The organism is Citricoccus sp. K5 (assembly GCF_902506195.1).
Lineage (GTDB): Bacteria > Actinomycetota > Actinomycetes > Actinomycetales > Micrococcaceae > Citricoccus.
In genome coordinates, this window is the sequence record NZ_LR732819.1 from 39,196 (window position 1) to 59,129 (window position 19,934).

Below are 19,934 nucleotides of genomic sequence, written 5' to 3' on the forward strand. Positions count from 1 at the left end.
TGGGTGGTCCTTCGTTCAGGCCGCGATGGTCGCGGGGGTGTACTTGGCTGGGGTGAGGTAGGGAGTGCCGCCGTTCTTGGCGGAGCGGGTGCCGGCCTTGCGGCCGTCTTCGGTCACGATGGCCCGGGCGTTGCCGGCGGAGCCGAGGATCCGGGACTTGCACCGCTTGGTCTCCGCGACGGCGGTCTTCTCGGCGTCGATTGCTGCCCAGAGCTCGAGGGCCCACCACTCCGGGATGACGGCTTCGGCTTCCGGGTCGATGTCCGGGTGCATGCGGCGCACCGCGGCGAGGGTGGCGTCCGACCCGTCCCAGTCGGGGGCGATGTCCTTGGCCACGTGGTGTTCCCACACGGCGACCATCGCGAGGATGTCGTCCATGTCGGCGGCCACGTCCTCCCAGTGGATGACGTAGAGACGGAACTCCATGTTCACGAGGGCGGCCACGTAGACGGTGCGGGCGCCGGTGATCCACATCTGCCACGCCACCTGGGCCATGTAGTCCGCCGGGACGTCGCAGGTGCCGGCCTTGCCCCACTCGTCGCCGTTGTAGGCGGTCTTGACCTCACCGAGCGCCCAGGGGGTGCGACGGCGGCCCTCGTAGATCAGGGCGTCAGGGGTGGCGATGTGGGCGGGGTTGTCCGGGTGGACGAAGGTGGCGCCCTCGGTGACTCGGTTGCCGGGCAGCTGGTCGGCGAGCCACTGACGGATGGCCGGCTCGAGGTAGGTGCCGCGCTCGGTGGCCTTGTTGCCTTCCTCGTTCTCGAGGCGGCCGGTGGCTCGGGCCCACAAGCTGTAGGCGGAGTCCCACTTGCTGATGCCGAGGATCGCGGGGACCTTCGATGCGGACACGGTGCGCGCCCATTCATCAGAGCCGGGGGTGAGGGGTTCGGTCTGCGTGGCAAGGAACGTGGTGTGTTCGTATTTGGTGCTCATGATGGGTGTCGCTTTCAGGAGAGGCCGGACTGGCCGAAGATCAGGAAGGGGAGGCTGGCGGAGAAGAAGATCGCCACGAGCAGGAGCAGGTCGGTGGCGTCTCGGATCAGGCGGCCCATGCGTGGTCCACCTCTTCCGGGTCGGCGGCGTTGATGTCCGGGCCGCCGTGCTCGGGGCAGAGGTCATGCCAAGGGGCAGTGTCGGCCGCGCAGTACTCGGCCGGTTCCGGGTCGATGTAGTTGGAGGCCGGGCTGACCTCGATGTCACACATGCCGTACTTCACTTGGTGCTCCTCTTGATGAGATGTTCGACGGCGGCTTCGGTGACCTTCCACGCGCCGCGCTTCGAGAACCGGGTGCCCTTGAGCTCACCGGCCCGGAGCCGGGCCCGGGTCGTGTCGGGGTGTTCGTTGAGGCGCTCAGCGGCCTGCTTCACAGACAGGAGAACGGTCGGCATCAGGCGGCCCTCACCATCTGTGACTCGTGGAGGCCCCAAGCCCAGGAGCCGCCGCCGTGACGGGAGCGGGTGGTGGAGTTGACCGGGCGCACCTTGGTGATGAGGTTGCGGCTGGATGCGATGCCGAAGGCCCGGCCCACCGCGTTCGGGTGGTGCGGTTCGGGGAGATCCCGGCGCAGGTCGTCGGCGGTCACAGTGCCCACGGCGTTGGCGCGGCGAACGATGTAGTCGATCGCGTCAGCCATCCATGCGCCCGGGTCCTGCTCGAGGACTGCGGGGCGGCTCATGCCGGCACCCCGTGGATGCGAGGCGAGAGCCCGCGTCGTGCGGTCGGGGTGAGGAGATCGACGTCGATGCCGTACATGGCGGCGATGTCCTGAATCACCCAGTCGGGGATGTTTCGGGATCCACGTTCGTAGTGAGCGACGGTTGCTCGGCCGATCTGCAGGGCGTTGGCGATGTCCTGCTGTCCGACAGGGCGGCCGAAAAGGTCGTTGCGGATGAGGTGGATATTGGAACGGATGAAGCGCAGCCGCTTGCCGACGGCGATTCGTTCGTCATCTGTGGTTTCTGGTGCCCCTATTGCGAAGGGGAGGGTTGCGGTGTTCATGCATGAACCGTACCGCAACGTTGTTACATCTGTCCAGCAATCGCACCGCAACATGGAGGTGCAACACGCATAACCGCACGTCAATCACGCATCCACGTACATGAATCACATGCGTGTCTCACACTCAAATGGCGCAACCCATGACATGTTCCATTCTTGGTGTTGCACCTCAATCGGCCCCAAACTTGAGGTCATGAGCGAACAGGACACCTACCAACGACTCGGCGCACTCGCCGACCAGCAACTCAAACTGAGCCATGAATCTCGCAGGCAGTTCATCCTCCGCATCGGAGCATCCGAGAACACCGTCTCCGACTTCATCAAGGGCAAGCGCATCCCCACCACCAGAATCCTCCGGGCCGTGGCCGAAGGCCTCGAGTGGGACTGGTCGAAAGTCACCCAGGCCATCGCCTCAGACTCCGACCCTGCTGACCTTCAGCTAACCGACCTTCAGTCCGACCCTTGGACCAGCGCCAGCACCAGCACCGTCTCGAGCGAGATCTTCGACGCGTCCGATGACGCCCTCCTCGTAGAGCTCACTCGACGGCTCGCTGACCGGAATGCCACCATCCGAGAATTGCAAGCACGTCTCCAGAACGCCCAATCTGCGCCCGACGACGCCGAACCCGGCCTTCCGCCCAACGTCTACGAGTTGGCGGCCGACAAGGACCGGTCCGGTCATGGCCGAGCCATCCGGGACGAGATTGACAGTGCAGGGGAGGAGTCGCAGGACAGCTAACGCGTCCGGGCTGCTCAGTACCGTCCATCGAATGGAGGTGTTGCGAAGTGCCCGAACGAATCGCGGCGGCCCTGGGCATCCCCGTCCTTGCCGCTCGACTCCCCATCAACCTCGCCGGCGTCACCGACGGCTCACGGATCTGGGTCGATGACCGACTCACCGAAGTGGAACGGCGGTGCGCCATCGCCCACGAGCTCGTCCACATCGACGCCGGGCACACCCATCACCAGCCCCCGAAGATCGAAACATGGGTACGGCGCCAGGCCGCCGAGTGGCTCATCCCATGGGAAGCCCTGTGGCGGCACCGCCACGTGGTCAACCTCCACGAACTCGCCGACCACCTCGAGGTGACCCACCCAGTCCTCCTCGACCGGCTCCACCACCTCACCGACCACCAGAAGCACCAACTCGCAGAAGGACTCGCACCATGAAGAAGAAGTTCACCGCCACAGTCCTGCCCCTGCGGGAGGAGCTGGTGGACAACGACGGCAAACCGTCCACCATCAGTTATCGACCCATCCTCATCGAAGATTCCAGCGGCAAAGAGGTTCGCAAGGATCTCCGTGCCGCCGACAACCGTGAGGACATTGAGGCCAAGATCGACGGCGCCGGCTACAAGGTGGACCGCTGGGACGGTGACGTAGCCCTGCTGTCGTACAAGCCCATGGATGGCGCGCAGAAGACGCTCGTCGGATGCTTCGCGGCGTTCATGGTCGGGCTCCTGCTGCTACTCGGCGGATGTATGGCGCTAATGAACGGAGCATTCAGTGATGACGACAGCGACGAGCCGCACGAGGGCCTGGCGATCGTCTCGTGTGAACGACTCGTGAAGGACAAGCTCAAGGCCCCATCCACAGCGAAGTTTTCGGGGCAGTCAGCGACCGGCTCTGGGAACTCGTGGACCTCGACCGGCACCGTTGAGTCGCAGAACAGCTTCGGGGCGATGGTCGCCAACCGCTACACATGCTCGGTGAAGTTTGATTCAGACGGCACCTACACGGGTACAGCTTCAGTCACCAGCCGATGATTCCAATTTCACGTAGAAGGACTCGCACCATGAAGCACCGTCTCGCACCCTTTGCACTCGCCACCGCGGCTACCCTGCTCGCACTGACAGGGTGCGGAGACCCGGAACCTGAGGCCCGGGAATCAGCGTCACAGCAAGCTGAGATGAAGGCCGCACTCGAAGCTATGGGCCCACGGGATGTGCTGATCGAAGTGGAAGCCGTGAAGCCGCATGAGTTCAACTCGGCCACTGGCAAGGATCCGTCGGCCATGGTCACCCTGACGGGCGTCGATGGGACCGAACAGGGGACCTACACACTGCCCCTCCAGAACAAGACGGGGACGTCTGGGGTTACGCGCAAGATGGACGCTGGGGAGATCGTCTCAATGAGCGCCCAGCTGCAGGAGGGGGCGGCAGGGGTCCTGTGCCGGATCAGTGTTGACGATGAGGTCGTGGCGGAAAAGTCCTCATCTGGTCGCTACTCGGTAGCGTCCTGCGTGGCCACCATCGAATGAGCCGCGTCGTCGACCTCTGGATGCGGAAGGACAAGAGCCGGACCGCCCGGTACGGGAAGGGCAAGCGCTGGCAGGCGATCCGCACGAACGGCCGCGGCGCCGAGGAGAAGAAGTCCTTCGATCTGAAGGACGAAGCAATCGAATGGGCTCACGACAAGAGCAAGCGGGGCGCCGCAGATCCGATTTCGGTCACCGAGTACGCCGCACAGTGGGAGGCTCGTCAGATCCATCAGCGGAAGTCATCGCGGGACACGATCGCGTCCACGGTTCGGCTCAGCATCGTGCCAGCACTGGGGGACAAGGTCATGGACGAGGTCACGCGGGCCGAGGTCCAGGATGCCGTGCTGGCCTGGTCTCAGGACTACAAGCTGGCCCCGTCCACCGTCCGACGGACGTACTCGTACCTCAGTGGGATCTTCACGGAAGCCGCACTGGATGGCGTGGTGGAGAAGTCGCCGTGCGTGAAGATCAGGTTGCCCCCACTCTCTTCGGAACGGATCGTGCCGCTCACGGTCGAGCAGGTCCAGACGATCGCGGACACCATCCTGCCGCGGTACCGGGAGGTCGTCCTCGTGGTTGCGGCCACCGGTTTGCGCCCGGGGGAGTGGCGTGGCCTGACCGCGGACCGCGTTGACCTGAAGAACGGCTTCATCACCGTGGACCGCCAGAACCGAGGGGACTCTCCGATGCCGACCTTCGGGCCCCTCAAGACACCGTTCTCACGCCGGGTTCTGAGCGTTGGACCAGCCACACTTGAGGTGTTGCGCCCTCTGGTCGAGAACCCGGGGCCGGAGGGTCTCGTCTTCCATTACGGCGGTGAGGGATTCTCCCGAAACCGAGCCTCCGGCGTCTGGTCGAGAATGCGCACCAAGCTGCCATGGGCGGGCCCGGGGTTCCATCAGCTGCGGCATCACCACGCGTCGGTGCTCCTGTCCCAGGGTGCATCGGTGGTGGCAGTCGCCCGCCGGCTGGGGCACAAGGACGGCACGGAGACGCTGCAGACCTACGCTCACGTGATGCCCGAGGACGACTCCATGCTGGTGGGTCTGTCGGACGGTCTGATCAAGCTCAACCGCCACAAAACCGCCACAGACCCGGCGAAGGTCGCGTAAACACTGGTCGGCTCACAGAACCCGGCGTACAAGCCAGCCTGTCCCGCTTACCTCTGCTAACGCCCCTGTATTGCCTCTAGATTGCGGTGATCCAGGGGCGTCGGCATATCGGACAGTCGAACGGATGTACTAGAAGTTGTGGTCCATTCGGGCCCTCTGTGGCGGCTCAACCGCCACAGAACCGCCACAGATTTCAGTCCCGCCATCCGGGTAGGTCCCGGTCCAGGGCGCGGCGCTGCTCGGTGGGGAGTTTCCCGGTGCGGTGTCTGGTGCGCTGGTGGCCGATCCAGTCGCTCAGTGGGTCTTCCGGACCGGCAGACCTCGGCCACCGGTCGTGCTCTCTCCGGAACTGGACGGCGTCGATCAGGCGGAGTCTCCATGCTGCGTCGTGGTGAAGGCTGCGGGTGTCCGTCTTCCAGCCGGGGATCGTCTCGTCGAGCCACCGGGCCCGGTGCACGGCCAGCCGTCCTAGCTTGTGCTCGGAGCGCTGCGTGGACAGCCATTGGGAGAGGGGCCCCTCGGGATCGTCGTAGGAGTTCCGGTACGGGCGCCGGCCGTGCTCCTCAATGAACGCCATCACGCGGGCGTGGGCGGCCTTCCACCGACGGTCGCGATCCACGACCGTCGTGGGCCGTGGCCGGGGCTGGTCGTGGAGGTACAGGCGGCCGGCCACCATCTCGGGGTACTTGTGTGTGATGCGGCCCAGGTAGTCACGGACCTTCTGCACGGGGTGGTCGTTGAGCTCGGCGATCTTCTCGGGGGTGATGCCCTGCCGGTAGAACAGCACCCACTCCGGGTGGAGTAGGCGGGGGCTGTCGGTCATACGAGTCAGATTAGCTTCTCTAGCATCCGCTGAGATTGACGAATGCTAGCGACTGCGGGGACGCGCCGACCGTCCTGGAGCGTCCCCACGGGGTCGTGCTTATCGGTTCAGTCGAACATCTGTGATGCCGTCGTGCGCGATGTCCAGCCGCTCAACGGTATTACCTTGCCGCAGTTCAATCACACCGGATCGCAAGACACTAGAGACGCGCAAGGACAAGTACATCTCCGACTTCCAGGTCACGCGTGGCAAGAACTCAACGCGAGTCACGGAACTACCGAGGTTCACTGGCTGATCCGTAGTGAACCGCACAAGACCCTGGAAGTAGGTGAACCCACTTTCGGAGTGATCAGTCTTTGGCTCGGAGAACTCGAGTTTCCCCGACGTCGATTCATTCGACAGCATCGTCGATTCAATTCGCCCTTGCCACCGACCAACCTCCGGGATGTCAGGAAAGATGTCCTCGCTGCGATCTGGCGTCTCGGCCTTGAGTAAGAAATCCGAGACGAATTCAGCACCGGGCAACAATTGCGCAGAAACACCGTCTGACGCCCGAGTATGGGACAACCAGAGACCTAAGCTGTCGAGTCCTTCGCCCCCTGGGAGGGACCCGCTAGGATAGAGCCCCGTTCCACTGGCATTGGAGTAGGCGAAAGGCTCTGTCGGACTCGCGATAGCGGCACGATCACCCCCGACGTCCTTATTCTCGGCCCAGTTGTAACGCAAGGCCTCTTTGCTACTGCTTGATCCGGCATTTTTTCTTGCAGCCGCCTGACGGCCAGCGTGGACCGTGCCGACGTGCCCGGCATCAACGCCGATGGACACGGTCATCCCCGCCTGAAGCCCCACAAGCAAATCGGACGCCTGTGGGCTCCGGACGGGACTGGCGCTGGCTACGCCTTGACCGACCAGGGCAGTCGAAGATACTGATATGAGGGTGCCAAGGAGTACATTTCTTCGCGACAGATTTCGCGCCATGTGTTTCGCCCGTCTTTTCGGAACTCGAACTTGCTACGCCTGGCCAATCTCTGCGGTGTCCAGGCCAGCCATCAGGGCGAAGCCCAATGACTTGAGCGCAGTGAATCCCAGACAGAGACTCACGCTAAGAGGTGCGATGACCCCACCGAGGAGGTCAGGCGCTAAATCAGGACAGACCGAATGAGGCAACCAAGCTTGCGTGCCCGGCATCGGTGAGCGAAATGACCGGGATCCCTGCGGCCCGTGCCTGCTCAATTACCGAAACGTGCACCCCGGCGAAGACGCCGCCCGACAGAACTCGACCCTTGCTGGCCCCGTAAAGAAAAAGCACTTCATCCTCCTGATAGTTACCATATGTGGGATCATCCGGGAAATCACCGGTGTCTCGTAAACGATCACCCGAAAGTGACCAGCCGTATTGACTGAGCCATGAAATCGGGTTTCTGTGAGTAGTCTGATCGGTCACCCAAGACTCAAAATGCAAGTGGACATTCGCTGTACCCGTGTTGCCCATCGTTGCGATTCGCTGACCTCGGCCGACTCTCTGACCCTGAGACACGCGAGGATCACTGATGTGACCGTAGAACGAGAGCGTGCCGTCCGGGTGTCGAATGCCGATATGTTGACCATTCCGATTCGGAACAACATAGGAGCCGACGAACTCCACTTGGCCATTAGCTGCGGCGAAAATTGCCGGGCGGGTGTTGGGAGTGACGCCAGCAATGTCGATCCCGTAATGATACGCATCCAAGTATGGATCCTCGTCACGCCATTCACGATACCCATAAATATCGGTCAATCGGGCGCCATCAATTGTGGGCATGAAGCGTTCCCATCTAAAAGTTATCCCGTCTAATGCGCCTGGAATCTCCCTTAGATTTTCCTGGCCGTTCCCTGCAAACCGTAGTTCAACGAGCGCTTCATGAAAACCCCTCACACGAAATTTGCGCCACCTTTTTTCGACGATGGTTCTGCGATGCGATGAATGCATGCTGTCAGGCTCATTGGAGGCGACAAAAGTGAATAGGCGACGACATGACCATTAACAGACGGAAGGGCCCCACCAACCTCGAGTGAGGTGGTGGGGGCCCGCCGGGGAGGTCGGCCATGTAGGCCGTCAGGGTTGGCTTTGTGTGACCGGCTATTAGGCGACGTGGCGGCCAGGTTCCTTCTCGACGCCGGTGCCGAGGCCGATGCGCTCGAGCAGCTTGTTGACGCCGGGGATGGCCATGATGCGGGCGGCGATCGCGCCGATGGCCACGACGACGCCGGAGACGGCCAGGAGCGGGCCGCGGGTCTGCTCGGGCAGGCCCTCCTCCTGGACGATGGCGTCGATGATCGGCGGGCCGAGGACCACGATGCCGACGGCCACGGCCACGAGGGTCTGCACCACGGTGCGGACCGTGGTCTTCGCCGGGTGAGCAACCTGAGTCGGCGTGCCGGGTGCGAGCTGGGTGACAGCCATGGTCAGGCCTCCTTCACGGTATTGACGGCGGGGGCGAGGGTGCGCACGCGGTCGGGTTCCACCGTGCCCGCGTTCTCGGCGGACTCCACGAGCGCGGAGAGCTTGCCGTCGATGCGCTGGAGGACGCCGGAGAGGTAGACCTCGACCTGCTGACCGGTCTCGGGGTCGATGACCCATGCGGACGTGCGGCTGGTGGTGCCAACGATGGCGCGGAGCTCGTTGACGGTGGAGCGCACCTCGGCGAGGGTGTCAGCGAGGCTGTCCCCGGCGTCCCGTGCGGCCTCTTCGTCGTGCTTACCGAGCTGCTGGACGTGGCCACCGGAGATCTGAGCTCGGATCTGGGCCAGTTCATGCATGATCTTGCTGACATCACTCACGGTGAGTTCTCCTTCTTGGGGTGCTGGTGCTGCGGGGATGATGGCGGACGGCTTATCGGTGGAACTGGACGGGGTGGCGGTGGCGCGGCCGTCCCATTCGTCGTAGAGCCGACCGTCCTTGATGACCCACCCGTACTGGGCGAGCCTGCTGAGAGGGTTGAACACGCTGCGGTGGTCGCGGTAGTCGTCCCACCATTCGAAGTGGAGGTGGATGCCGTTGGACAGGGGGATGCCGGTGTGCCATGTCTCGGCGATCACCTCGCCGCGCTTGACCTGTTGGCCCGGCTTGACCTTGTGGCGGCGGGTGTGGAGGTAGGCGGTCAGTGACCCGTCCGGGTGCCGGATGCCGATGGCCGGGCCGGAGCGCAGTGGGATGGTCTTGATCCACTCCATGACGCCATCTGCTGCGGCCTTGGCGAACACGGACTCGCCGGGCGTAGGGCCGCCGAAGTCCACGCCCCAGTGGTCTCGTGGCCCGTTGTCGATGTCACGCTTCCCGAAGGCGCTGGTGAACCGGGATCGGTCTTCTACTGGCATGGTCAGTTCTCCTGGTCTTCGGGGATGGGTGGCAGCTCCTGGTAGGGGGTTCCCTTGTCGATGAGAAGTCGGCGGACCAGGTGGGCGTGTTCGCGCCAGAGGTACCAGAACCGGCGGGACCTGCCGGCCTCTATTCGGGCCTCGTCGAGCTTGGTGGCCATCCGCTGGGCTTCGTCCTTCTTGCCGACGCTCCATTGACGGATCCCGTCATAGGCGGCCTTGAGGATGAACCCTCCGGGTACGGAAATGAGTGCGGTGATGATTGCTGGGTCCACGCTGGCCCCTCCCTCTCGCTGTGGTCAGCGGTTTCGGCGTGCCGGATCGTATGGCCGGTCCCAGATGCGGACCATGCGGACGATGACGTGGCCTATCAGTCCGAGCACGACGGACAGCTGCAGCAGCCGGTTGCCGGCTGAGGTGATCTGGAGGGTGCCGATGATGACGGCGTAGATGGTGGCCGCGGTGACGATGAGCATGGTGGCGTAGCGCTCGACCCACCACCATCCGGGCAGCACGGCCACCGCCCCGATTGCGCCGCCGATGGCGAGCATTCCGGCCAGCATGAGCATTGAAATTAGGCCGATCTGTCCGGCGATGGATGTGGGCGGATCCCAGAGGGCGGCGATGCCGCCGCACAGCAGCACGGTGTACGTGAAGAAGTGGATGAGGGCGACGACACGGGGTTCGTGAATGCGGAGCCAGAGCCGGCGCAGCGCGCCGGTCCCGGCTGGTTCGAGGACGTTGGCTTGCGTCATCTGCCCTCCTTGAGCATGGCAGAGGCCCCGACCGGTGTGGTCAGGGCCTCTGTTCTGGTTGTGCTCGGATTGTGGTGATCAGGGCGTGAATGGTGGACCGGATGAGGTCGACCTAGTGGGTGCCGTTGCGTCAGTCGATGGGGTAGGTGACGCCGTCCAAGGAGATCCAGGACGGCACGGTGGTGAGTCCGGTCTGGGACATGGTGCCGTCGGTGGCGATGTTGAGGCGGTAGGGCGCCGTTTGGGCTGTCCATGCGCGGACATTGAGCAGCTGCGGGTATGTCGGCCGCGCCTCGGCGGGCAGAACCGACATGGCAGTGGTGGCCATGGCACCGCTGAGGACCCCACGCAAGCGAACGGTCTTTCCCTCACGGCGCCACTGCGGCCCGGCATAGCCCTGACCGAATGCTGTCCAGCCGTTCCGAAGGGGGATGAAAGCCCACTGGCCGCCCGCCTGCTTATCGACGTAGGCCTTCGTGGTGAGCTGCGCCTCGGACTCGACAGGCTGTGGCATGTTCCAGTTGCCGTCAGCGGCGTAGGAGTAGGCCGGTCCTTCGAGTGCGAGGCCGCCGACCAGCCGGTCGATCTGCGCCTCGGCGGCCCACATGTGCCCGTCGCGGGCGGAGACGTACCAGAGCGCGTCGCCGGACTGCGCGCCAGCAGTGCCGACGCTGATGCCGTTCGTGTTCATGTAGACCGAGTTGTGGGCCCCGACCACATGGTCGGACGGCACGGGCGTGGTCTGGATCTTGCCGCCCTCGATGATGCCGTTAGGCCCGACGATGAGCTTGCCCGTCGCGGAGTCGAAGTGCAACATGAGATTGCCATTCGGATCGAATGACCGAATGCCCTGGCCGTCCCACTTCAGTCCCCGGTTCGCTGCGGCCAGTGTTTCGAACAGCGCGCCCACGAAGCGGCCGCCGGTAAAGGTCTGGCCCTCGAAGGCATTGGCCTTGATCATGCCTGCCGTGATTTCCACGAACTGGCCCAGCGCCGCCCACAGCGTTTCCGTCACTGTCATCTTGTCAGTGGTGACAGCCCCGTCCTTGAGGAGTGTCCCGCCGATCCAGGCCTCAGTGGCCTGCAGCCTCTCGATAACAGCCATAGCCGCGTAGAGCTGATCCGCATAGGCGTCGGCAAACTGGGCCTTCTCCGTGACGGAGAGGGTCTTCATGGCTGCCGAGATAAGGGTGGCGTTATTGGCAAACAGGCTCCCCTGCACCACCAACTCGTCCTCGATCAGCGCCCGATTGGCCCCGAAGATGTCCGTGATCAGTTCGTCGGTGACAGTGATCTTAGAGGCGTCGATAGCCCCATCCTTGATGAGGACGCCACTGATCCACGCCTGGATTCCGACCGTGAGGCGGTTGATGATCGCCTGGTTGGCCAGGAGCTTCTGCGTGACCAGCTCGGCCACCTCGGCGCTGCCGGCGGTCAGCTTGCCCACGTCCAGGTTGGCGATGGCCGCACTGTCGATCGGGGTGGAGACCCAGGCGTTGTTCACCCGGTTCCACTGGCCAATGACACGACCGGACAGGGTGCTCTGGTGCTGCCACCAGATTGAGCCGTTCGGAGCCGTGCCCGACGGGCCGGCCGTGCCGTGCAGCACCTTCGGCAGGCTGTCAGCGTGCTTGATAGCGTCGGACTTCGCCGTCGCGGCGGCATCCATCGCGGCATCGGCGTGGTTCCACGCCTTGCCGGCCTCGCCGTGTGCGCTGTCGGCCCTGTTCTGCGCGGCCAGCGCAGCTTGCTCAAGCCTCTTCACATCGGTGACGTTCTTCAACTCGAGGTCGTCAACCCAGATGTTCTTCTGAGTACTACCCATTGCGAACGCGAAGCGCGCCGCCAAGTGAGTCACATTCGCAGGTACAACGTACTCAACTGCCTGATGCTTCCAGTCAAGGCTTTCTGTCATGGCCGTAGAGGCCACGTCGGTCAGGACGCCAGCGGCCCCCTTGCCACGCAACCGCAAACCACCAGGAGTGCCAGAGATGAATCCAGCTTCGGTCTTGTACCACCACGAGTAGCGCCAGATCTGCCCGGCCTGCACGGGGAACTCTGCCTGGCTTGCCGCGCCATTGTTGTTAGTCCGAAAAGAAGATCCGCCAGAACGGGACACAGAGGTGTCAACAGTGCCACCGGAGTGCTCGCGGTTCCATCCGGTCCAGCCCTGCTCGAACGAGCCGTTGGCTACCATATTCTCGGTGGACTTGTAGGCCTCGACAGCGGCGGACATGGCGGCATCAAACTTTTCCTGAGCATCAGCAGCGGCAGCACTGATCGCCCCGCTCTTGGCCGCGTCAGCCTTCGCCGTAGCGTCGAGCTTGGCCAGCCGGAGGGCCTCTGCCTGAGCGGCATCAGCCTTGGTCGTCGCGTCAGCCTTGGCCTGCTTGATGGCCTCAGCCTGAGCAGCGTCAGCCTTAGCCTTCGCGTCGGCTGCAGCAGCAGCTTTGGCCGCGTTCTCTGCGGCGGTAGCCAGCCGTTTAGCCTCCGCTTCCGCTGCGGTCTGCGCCGCTCCGGACTTGCTGGTGGCATCGAGCTTGGCGTCGGCAAGGGCCTTGTCGGCTTTGGTCTTGGCGTCGGCAGCGGCGGTCGCCTCAGCAGCAGACTGGGCGGCAGCGGCCTCCGCTTCGGCGAGTCGTTTGGCCTCAGCCTCAGCGGCGGTGCGAGCGTTGTTGGCCTTGGTCGTAGCGTCGGAGGCGGCAGCCTGGATGGCGGCATTTTTCGCGGCCGTGTCACCCTGCTGGAACGCCTGCGTGAGGGCGGCGTCCAGATCGGACAGGGCTTCGGCGGCTTCGCCGGCCACAGCCTCGGTTCGCCCCTCTGCGGCTTCCAGGCGGGTGTCCACGCCGTCCACGCGGAGCTGCAGTGCGGCGGCCGTAGACTGGGCATCCGTGCCGGCCTTCTTGGCCTCCTGCGCGGCGATTTCGAGGCGGACCACGTCGGTCACATCACGGAGGACCACGTCGTCAATCAGAAAGTGAGCCGCCTTGGTTGCCAGACCGGACCGAAAGATCCTAGGGCGCACCATATTTACGTCGGCTGGAAGTGTGTACCGAAGCGCGCCGGAATCCTGCCAGTCCATGGTGGACTCGGTATTCCTCCAGTACCCAGATACATACGCCCCGGATTCGTCCATCAGGGCGGCCACGATCTGCGCCCCGACAGCGGCATCGTTTGCTGCCTTGAAGTAATACTGCAGCTCCCAGATCTGCCCCTCCACAACGGGCATGAACGACTCTGGCGTGATCCCGTCGCCCACTGAACCGATGAGCGCGGAGTGGGAGCCGGAATGGCCCTCGTCGGCAAGAACAGCATTGCCGGTCCAGTACTGCAATCCCGCCTCGAAGTTGCCGTTGGCCAGCCGGGTCATCGCCCTGTTGTTGGCCTCGGTCGCCCGTGCCTCGGCGGCGATGGCGGCGTTGGTCGCGATCTCGACGTTCTTCTCTGCCGCTTCCACCTGACCGGGCAGCGGCTCGAGGATGATTTCTAGCTCACCTTGCCGGCTGACAGCGGCGTCGATGTCCGTGCGGGCTTCTGTGGCCTTCTGGTCCAGAGTGACCATGCGGGCGTCGGCCGTCTCCGCGTACTCCGCCAGTTCCTCACGGGCCGCGGCCAGCACGGCCTTGATGTCGTCCACGTTGACCAGCACGGAGGGGGCCACCCCGTCAGACGCCGGACCAGGATCGGAACGGTTGCCCGTGGTATCGGCAGCGATGGCACGGAAGAACACCGGCACGTTAGCCTCCCGGCCGGCCACCGGCAGCACGCCGCCGCCACCAAGGGTGCCTACGGCCTCCCACTCATCGTCAGGCGCGGTGGCTGACAGGGCGGCGTACACGGTGGTGCTGGCAAAGTCGTCCGGCATCGACTGGCCGTCCTCACCCAGCCCGTCCCACTGCGGCAACAGGACACCGTACCGCTCTGCCGTCACCAGCTTGGATGGGGCCTGCGGCGGGACGGTATCCACTGGGATGTCCTCTAGCGGCAGGCCTTCGATGTGGCCACCCGGGCCGATGACCATCACCTCGCCGTCATCCACGGACGAGTTGGCCAGGGAGAACCCTGCCTCAAGAGACCTGGCACGGCGGTCCAGTGCCTTCATCGTGGTCACCATCGGACCCTGATCCAGGGTGAGGGGGTTACGGTCTGCCAAAGCTGGTCATCCTCTCAGATCAAGCTCAATGGGGTCTGCGCCGTTCGCGCCGACGGACAGCCGGTAACCGGCCAGCCGGAACGACTTATTGGGGTTGAGGAACGGGTCCGAGTCGTCCGAGATGCGGTTCACGACCATGCCCGGCACGATCCTCAGCGCGGACTCGTTGTTGTTCAGCAGGCCAGGAAACCCATCCGGGTGGATCGTCATCCGGTGCGTGTAGTTCATGTCGGCGTTCCGGCGGACCCGTTCCCCGGCGAAGCGGACGAGATGGTGGCGCTGGTGGGTCTTGCGATCCATCCACGCCCCGTCCAACTGGATGTACTGGGTCTCGTGGCGGAACTCGGACGCGGACGCGGTCTTGGACCCGTTGCCGACACCGAACACGTACGCCTTGTTCACCACGTTCTCGGCATCGTGCTCGACCTCGTAGTCCACGCCCGAGCCCACCAGGTTCACGTCGATCTGGTGGTCCATGTTGAGGGCGGCCTCGGACTGCATCCGCCAGTGGAACCGGCCCGTGCTGTCAGAGGTGTTGCGCTCCGGCTTGAACCAGACATCCGGTCCGCCGGACCAACCGATCACCTGTTCCACCGCGTCGGCCACCGTAATGGCCTGGTACCCCCGGTAGTTGAGCACCGTGTCGCCAGCCACCGTGTTGGACGGGAAGATGATCGGCAGGTCATCGCGCCAGGTGGCGTCATCCTTGGCGAACTGGACGATCTTCCATGCAGCGGTCACCAAGGAGTAGGGCCCGAACTGGAGATGGGACTCGGCAGGCCGGGTGATAGCCCGGATGAGGTAGCGGCGCTTCAGCACCGACCACAGATCCTGCATCGTCAGGGTGATCGTGTTCGCGGACTTGGTGTACTTCCGCTTCCACACCACACCGCCCCACACGGCGACACCCTTGTAGGTCACGAACAAGGACCGGATGGTCGGCAGGGTCAGCGACTCCCAGTACGACTTGCCCGCGTCGCGAACGGACGCCAGTGGGATCGTGACCGATCCGCCGACACCTGTGTTCAAGGAAATGTCCCCGTTGAACGCCGACGGGTAGATCTCCCGATGGACGACCCCGCTGTTCGTGCTCACGATGAAGAACCGCCAGTCCCGCTCCACGCGGCCTCCTTAGATGTAGGTGTCGTACAGCCGGACCAGGTACGTGGCCGTGCTGTTCGCCCCGTCGTGGGGGATAACGTTCACCCGGCGGGACTCACTCGGCGCCACAGACGTCAGCGTGGACCGTCCGACCGACCCGCCGGGGGCCGGGTTGCCGTTCAGGTAGACCTCGCCTGTGCCGGAGTAGATCGTCACCACATCGCCTGCGGACTGCCAGATGGCGTCCGTAAACGCAATCGGGGCGGTCGAGGACCCGTACACCGTGAACCCACCGGGGAACGTCCCAGACACCACGAAGATCGGCCACGCCTCAGCATTGCCGTCATGGTGGATGTCGATGGCGGTCCCCGGCACGCCGTTGAACTCGTTGCGGATCCCGTACTTGTAGGGGTCTGGGGCCTTCAGCGTCATCGACAGCCGCGCCAGCTTGTCCGTGATCGGCGTGAACCGGATCGAGGAGGCACGCTCCACGTTGGCGAACTGATACTGACCCGGCCAGTGATCGTCCACACGGAACGCACCCCGCCCGCCATTGCGGCGGAACATGCCAGTGAAGACCATGCCGATCTTGTGCATGGACTCGTGCGACGGCGCGTGAATGTTGGCCGCGAATTCGATGAACCGAGCCTCGTCATAGACCGGGGCCTCGAAATCTCCGCCCCGAGCCAGGCGGGGGACTGACTGGGAACGCGTCTCCGGCGAATCCCACCAGCCGTCCAAGGTCGTGACCGTAGCCCTTACCCCATACGGCAGCGCCGACATGTTCACCCCATCGACGTAGACAATCTGGCTCATAGTCCGTTGACCTCCAATGCGTGCTGCAGATCCCCCACAGCGACCTTGGCCGCCGCTGTCGGATCAATGGTGTGGATGCCCCCGAGATTGATCTGCGGACCGCCACGCCCACCCAGTGACGCCTCCAGTCGTTCGTAGTCGAGGCCGACGTTAATCGAGGACCCCGACCACTCCCGGCCCACCGTGCCCCCGCCCTGCAGTCCGGCGAGGTGCTGGATGGATGGGTGATCCACCCGGATCGCCTCAAGCACTCCGAGGTATTTCCGCGTCATAGGCTCCGGCTCCACAAATTCGCCATCATCCACAAGGGCTGTCGGCCTTCCGTGGGACCCAATGCCGAGGATGGTGTCCGTGCCCAACCCGTAGTAGGGCAGGCGCCCGCCATTGGCCAGGCGCGGCAGGCCGAAGTCTCGACCCACCATGCCGCCTGTGTAGCCACCGAAGCGGTTCATCATCCCGGACAGGGAACTGCTCAGGTTGTTCAGCCCGGACGCCACGAACTTCACTGACCGGGTCCGGGCCAACTGGGCGAACTCACGCTCAGCAGCCGCGGTCTCGGCATGGGCGCGGGCGACCACGTCGGTGCCCTCGATGTTGTTGATGTCCTGCTGGGTCCCGTACACGGTGCCGTTGTCATCAACCCAGACGGTGCGTTCGACACCGTTGATGTTCCGGATCTTCGCCTGGACATCGATCGTCGTTCCGTCCTCGGTGACGAAGATGTGCTCCGTCTTGCCGGTGACCTCGTTGATTTTCTCCTGCACGGAGCCGGCGGTGCCGTCTTCGGACACAGCGACGGTAACGCCCTTGTACCCAGGGATGGCTTCGACAGCCTGCCCGGTGAACTCGGCCATACGAGCAGCAGACTCATCCATCCACGTGGACACTTCCACGTCCCGGTCGATGCCAAGCTGGGCCTTAGCCCATTCCTCGGCGGCCGTGGCATTCATCCCAGAGGCACGCGCTGTCTCGTACAGGGCGGCATACCCGGACTCGAGCTCGGCACGAACATCTCCGTGCGCGGCCCCCTGCTCTGCCAGGGCCGCCGCAGCGTCCCACGCGGTCTCGGCGACCTCGCGGGTGGCGGCGCGGTTGGCCGCGGCCTTCTCGGTGTTCCCTTCGATGGACATGCCGTTCTCCTTGAACGACTCGGCCAGGTCCCGGAGGGACTGCTGGTGAGCATCGGTGGCCGCCTGCGCGTCGCGGTTGATGACACCGAGGGTCATCATGGCGTCCACGATGTCCGACAGGGACTCTTCGGTTTCCTCGGCCGCTTCTCCGAGCTCGTTGATTCCTTCGGCGCCGGCCGCGGCTCCCTCGCCTGCGGCTTCTCCGCCCTCGGCGACGGCCTGCATGTGCGCCGGGAGGTTGCCCATGGCGGCCTGGAACAGGTCCGCCTCGGACGTGGCCTGCCCGGTGGCGTTGGCCGCGGCCTCCACGCCCTTCGCGTACTCCGGGAATACCCGTTGCAGTTCGGTCCAGGAGGACAGGTCCATGCGGCCAACGGACTCCGCTTCGATGCGCAGGGCGTTCATCTGTTGCGCTGCCGATTCGGCGTCCATGGTGGCCAGCGCTTGGTCCAGGGACGTGATGGTGTCCCGCACCTGTGACATGACGTTGTCCTGCTGGAAGACGGTGTCGCCGAAGGACTGGACGTGCTTGATCGGGTTGGACAGGTCGATGCGCTTGAGCGCGTCACCGAACCCGTTGACGTGGGTGGTGATTCCGGAGAAGTCGAACTTGCTGTCCAGGTCGGCCGAGTCGCCGGCCTCGTTGAGTTTCAGCGTGGCGTTGGCGACTTCCTCCACGCCAGGTGCAGCGTCTCGTGTGGAGTTGTAGAGGGCGGTCAGGCCGGTCACGAGGGCAGTGATTCCGACCGCGGCACCGGTGGCGATACCACCGATACGGAGTGCCGACTTTGCCCGGGCGCCGGTGACACCGAGGCCGCGCATGGCGTCGACGGTGTCCACGACTCGGGGGGCGAGGGTAAGGAACCCGCCGGCGGCCAACAAGGCGATGCCACCGGCACCGGTCAGGGCTCCCAGTCCGGCCTTCACCGGGTCAGGCAGGGCGGAGAACACCTCGGCAATGCCACCGATGGACTCGGTCACGGTCGCGACGACGGGCAGGATGGCCCCGCCGGCGTCGATCGCGGAGTCCTTGATCTTGTTCCAGGACACGGCGATGCGGGACTCTGCGGTCTCGTACCGCTTGGAGGCCTCGTCGGCCAGGGCGGACGCGGACGCGAATGACTCGGCGCCAGTTTCGAAGGACTCGGCGAGCAGATCCCCGGACTGGGCCAGGCGAAGCATGGTGTCTGCCTCACGGACACCCTTCACGCCGAGGTCGGCGAGCATGCCGTTCACGTCTCCACCGTTGGCGGCAACGTCTCCCAGCCCGGAGGTGAGCATGACCATGGCCTCGGCGGGGCGGTTCTGCCAGGCGTTGGCGAACTCCTCTGCGGAGACACCGGCCGCTTCGGCCCACCCGGTGAGGGAGTCCCCGCCTTCACGGACGGAGGTGTCGATCTTCTTCATCACCATGGATATGGCGGTACCGCCAGCCTCAGCTTCGATGCCCACGGAGGACATCGCGGAGGCCAGGGCCATGACCTGGTCCTCAGACATGCCCATCTGCTTGCCGACGGCGGCGACGCGCATCCCCATCATGAGGATGTCCTTCTCGGTGCTGGCGCCGTCGTTGCCGAGGGCCACGAGGGAGGATCCGAGGTTGTCGATGTCGTCCGCGCTGGTGCCCATGATGTTCATGAACTGAGCGAGGGTGGTGGCGGCCTCTTCGGCGGTGAGGTTGGTGGTCTCGCCGAGGTCGATCATGGTGCGGGTGAACGCGGCCACGTCTTCCCGTGCGATGCCGAGCTGGCCGGCTGCCTCGGCGACGGCCGCGATTTCCGTGTGGGTGGCCGGCAGGGTGGTGGCGAGGGTCCGGAGCTCGCCCTCGAGGGCTGCCATTTCTTCGGCTGATCCATCGACGGTCTTATTGACGCCGACCCACGCGGTCTCCCAGTCCATGGCGGCTTTACCCATGCCAGCCGCAGCGGCAGTCAGTCCGGCCCCGGCGGCGAGGGCGACGGTACCCACCTGCTCCATGTCGCCGCGGTGGTCCTTGACGGCCTTGGAGAGACGCTCGAACTTGCCGGTTGACTGCTGTGCGGCGTCCCCGGATCCAGCGAGCTCACGTTGCAGGGCGTCCTGGGCGGATGCGGCTTCCTGGGCGGTGCGCTCAACGTCGCGCTGTGCCTTGGCCACGCCTTCCTCGGCGGCAACGATGCGGGTGGTGTCGCCGCTGGTGCGGGCGTCGTTGAGCTTCTGCTGGGCGACGCGGAGGCGGCCGGCGGCGTCAGCGGAACGGTCCTGGGCCTTGGCGGCATTCTGAGCGGCCCGCTCTTGCTTCTGCGCTGACTGCTCGGTGGCCTTGCCGGCCTTGTCTGCGGAGTCGGCGAACTTGTCGGTGACCTTCGCGGACCGCTCCATCGCCCGGTCGTACCCGGAGGTTTCGGCCTCGAACCGTGACCGTACGACTTCATCCGCCACGGTG

The 19,934-nt window shown here is 64.7% G+C and carries 21 protein-coding genes; 5 read left to right on the top strand and 16 right to left on the bottom strand.

All coding sequences use genetic code 11. The features are described 5' to 3' along the window. Nucleotides 1-15 precede the first annotated feature (15 nt). From BOSE125_RS17280 to BOSE125_RS17300, 5 genes are all read right to left on the bottom strand, one after another. Nucleotides 16-933 carry a lambda-exonuclease family protein gene (locus BOSE125_RS17280; protein WP_159555483.1) on the bottom strand — a complete coding sequence of 306 codons (918 nt, stop codon included), beginning with the start codon at nt 931-933 and terminating at the stop codon, nt 16-18. 106 nt (nt 934-1,039) lie between these two features. Beyond that, complete coding sequence (locus BOSE125_RS17285; protein ID WP_159555485.1) at nt 1,040-1,216, bottom strand: hypothetical protein; 177 nt, start codon at nt 1,214-1,216, stop codon at nt 1,040-1,042. Then, nucleotides 1,213-1,389 carry a helix-turn-helix domain-containing protein gene (locus BOSE125_RS17290; RefSeq protein ID WP_159555487.1) on the bottom strand — a complete coding sequence of 59 codons (177 nt, stop codon included), beginning with the start codon at nt 1,387-1,389 and terminating at the stop codon, nt 1,213-1,215. Before BOSE125_RS17290 ends, BOSE125_RS17285 begins: the two co-directional genes overlap by 4 nt. Next, entirely contained in the window at nt 1,389-1,676 is a 288-nt protein-coding gene (locus tag BOSE125_RS17295; protein WP_159555489.1) for a hypothetical protein, read from the bottom strand. The genes BOSE125_RS17290 and BOSE125_RS17295 overlap by 1 nt, the downstream gene beginning before the upstream one ends. Then, nucleotides 1,673-1,999, bottom strand: coding sequence for a helix-turn-helix transcriptional regulator (locus tag BOSE125_RS17300; RefSeq protein ID WP_159555491.1), 327 nt, complete (start codon nt 1,997-1,999; stop codon nt 1,673-1,675). The genes BOSE125_RS17295 and BOSE125_RS17300 overlap by 4 nt, the downstream gene beginning before the upstream one ends. Nucleotides 2,000-2,192: 193 nt before the next feature. On the opposite strand from BOSE125_RS17300, the gene BOSE125_RS17305 reads away from it, so the two are divergent. Genes BOSE125_RS17305 through BOSE125_RS17325 form a run of 5 tightly spaced genes read left to right on the top strand, consistent with a single transcriptional unit; the run spans nt 2,193 to nt 5,371 of the window. After that, nucleotides 2,193-2,738, top strand: a complete 546-nt coding sequence (locus BOSE125_RS17305) for a helix-turn-helix transcriptional regulator (RefSeq protein ID WP_159555493.1) — start codon at nt 2,193-2,195, stop codon at nt 2,736-2,738. 47 nt (nt 2,739-2,785) lie between these two features. Further along, the gene (locus BOSE125_RS17310) at nt 2,786-3,169 is read left to right on the top strand and encodes an ImmA/IrrE family metallo-endopeptidase (RefSeq protein WP_159555495.1); all 384 of its coding nucleotides are present in this window, start codon (nt 2,786-2,788) and stop codon (nt 3,167-3,169) included. Beyond that, on the top strand, nt 3,166-3,765 hold the full coding sequence (locus tag BOSE125_RS17315; RefSeq protein WP_159555497.1) for a hypothetical protein: 600 nt from the start codon (nt 3,166-3,168) through the stop codon (nt 3,763-3,765). Before BOSE125_RS17310 ends, BOSE125_RS17315 begins: the two co-directional genes overlap by 4 nt. A gap of 29 nt (nt 3,766-3,794) precedes the next feature. Next, nucleotides 3,795-4,259: a hypothetical protein gene (locus tag BOSE125_RS17320; protein WP_159555499.1), complete on the top strand. Its 465-nt coding sequence runs from the start codon at nt 3,795-3,797 to the stop codon at nt 4,257-4,259. Further along, nucleotides 4,256-5,371, top strand: coding sequence for a site-specific integrase (locus BOSE125_RS17325; RefSeq protein ID WP_159555501.1), 1,116 nt, complete (start codon nt 4,256-4,258; stop codon nt 5,369-5,371). Before BOSE125_RS17320 ends, BOSE125_RS17325 begins: the two co-directional genes overlap by 4 nt. Nucleotides 5,372-5,564: 193 nt before the next feature. On the opposite strand, the gene BOSE125_RS17330 is transcribed toward BOSE125_RS17325, so the two are convergent. From BOSE125_RS17330 to BOSE125_RS17380, 11 genes are all read right to left on the bottom strand, one after another. After that, nucleotides 5,565-6,194, bottom strand: a complete 630-nt coding sequence (locus tag BOSE125_RS17330) for a helicase associated domain-containing protein (protein ID WP_159555381.1) — start codon at nt 6,192-6,194, stop codon at nt 5,565-5,567. 99 nt (nt 6,195-6,293) lie between these two features. Then, nucleotides 6,294-7,025: a hypothetical protein gene (locus BOSE125_RS17335; RefSeq protein WP_159555383.1), complete on the bottom strand. Its 732-nt coding sequence runs from the start codon at nt 7,023-7,025 to the stop codon at nt 6,294-6,296. Nucleotides 7,026-7,338: 313 nt separating this feature from the next. After that, nucleotides 7,339-8,163 carry a M23 family metallopeptidase gene (locus BOSE125_RS17340; protein ID WP_159555385.1) on the bottom strand — a complete coding sequence of 275 codons (825 nt, stop codon included), beginning with the start codon at nt 8,161-8,163 and terminating at the stop codon, nt 7,339-7,341. 153 nt (nt 8,164-8,316) lie between these two features. Next, the gene (locus BOSE125_RS17345) at nt 8,317-8,637 is read right to left on the bottom strand and encodes a hypothetical protein (protein ID WP_159555387.1); all 321 of its coding nucleotides are present in this window, start codon (nt 8,635-8,637) and stop codon (nt 8,317-8,319) included. A gap of 2 nt (nt 8,638-8,639) precedes the next feature. Beyond that, nucleotides 8,640-9,551 carry a M23 family metallopeptidase gene (locus tag BOSE125_RS17350; protein WP_159555389.1) on the bottom strand — a complete coding sequence of 304 codons (912 nt, stop codon included), beginning with the start codon at nt 9,549-9,551 and terminating at the stop codon, nt 8,640-8,642. 2 nt (nt 9,552-9,553) lie between these two features. Further along, nucleotides 9,554-9,826 (bottom strand): hypothetical protein, encoded by a 273-nt coding sequence (locus tag BOSE125_RS17355; RefSeq protein WP_159555391.1) that lies wholly within the window; start codon nt 9,824-9,826, stop codon nt 9,554-9,556. 24 nt (nt 9,827-9,850) lie between these two features. After that, nucleotides 9,851-10,306, bottom strand: a complete 456-nt coding sequence (locus BOSE125_RS17360) for a hypothetical protein (protein WP_159555393.1) — start codon at nt 10,304-10,306, stop codon at nt 9,851-9,853. 130 nt (nt 10,307-10,436) lie between these two features. Next, the gene (locus BOSE125_RS17365; protein WP_159555395.1) at nt 10,437-13,958 is read right to left on the bottom strand and encodes a hypothetical protein; all 3,522 of its coding nucleotides are present in this window, start codon (nt 13,956-13,958) and stop codon (nt 10,437-10,439) included. A 510-nt stretch (nt 13,959-14,468) separates the two neighbouring features. Next, nucleotides 14,469-15,584 carry a hypothetical protein gene (locus BOSE125_RS17370; RefSeq protein ID WP_159555397.1) on the bottom strand — a complete coding sequence of 372 codons (1,116 nt, stop codon included), beginning with the start codon at nt 15,582-15,584 and terminating at the stop codon, nt 14,469-14,471. A gap of 9 nt (nt 15,585-15,593) precedes the next feature. After that, on the bottom strand, nt 15,594-16,379 hold the full coding sequence (locus BOSE125_RS17375) for a hypothetical protein (protein WP_159555399.1): 786 nt from the start codon (nt 16,377-16,379) through the stop codon (nt 15,594-15,596). Beyond that, complete coding sequence (locus tag BOSE125_RS17380) at nt 16,376-19,930, bottom strand: phage tail tape measure protein (protein ID WP_159555401.1); 3,555 nt, start codon at nt 19,928-19,930, stop codon at nt 16,376-16,378. The genes BOSE125_RS17375 and BOSE125_RS17380 overlap by 4 nt, the downstream gene beginning before the upstream one ends. Nucleotides 19,931-19,934 lie beyond the last annotated feature (4 nt).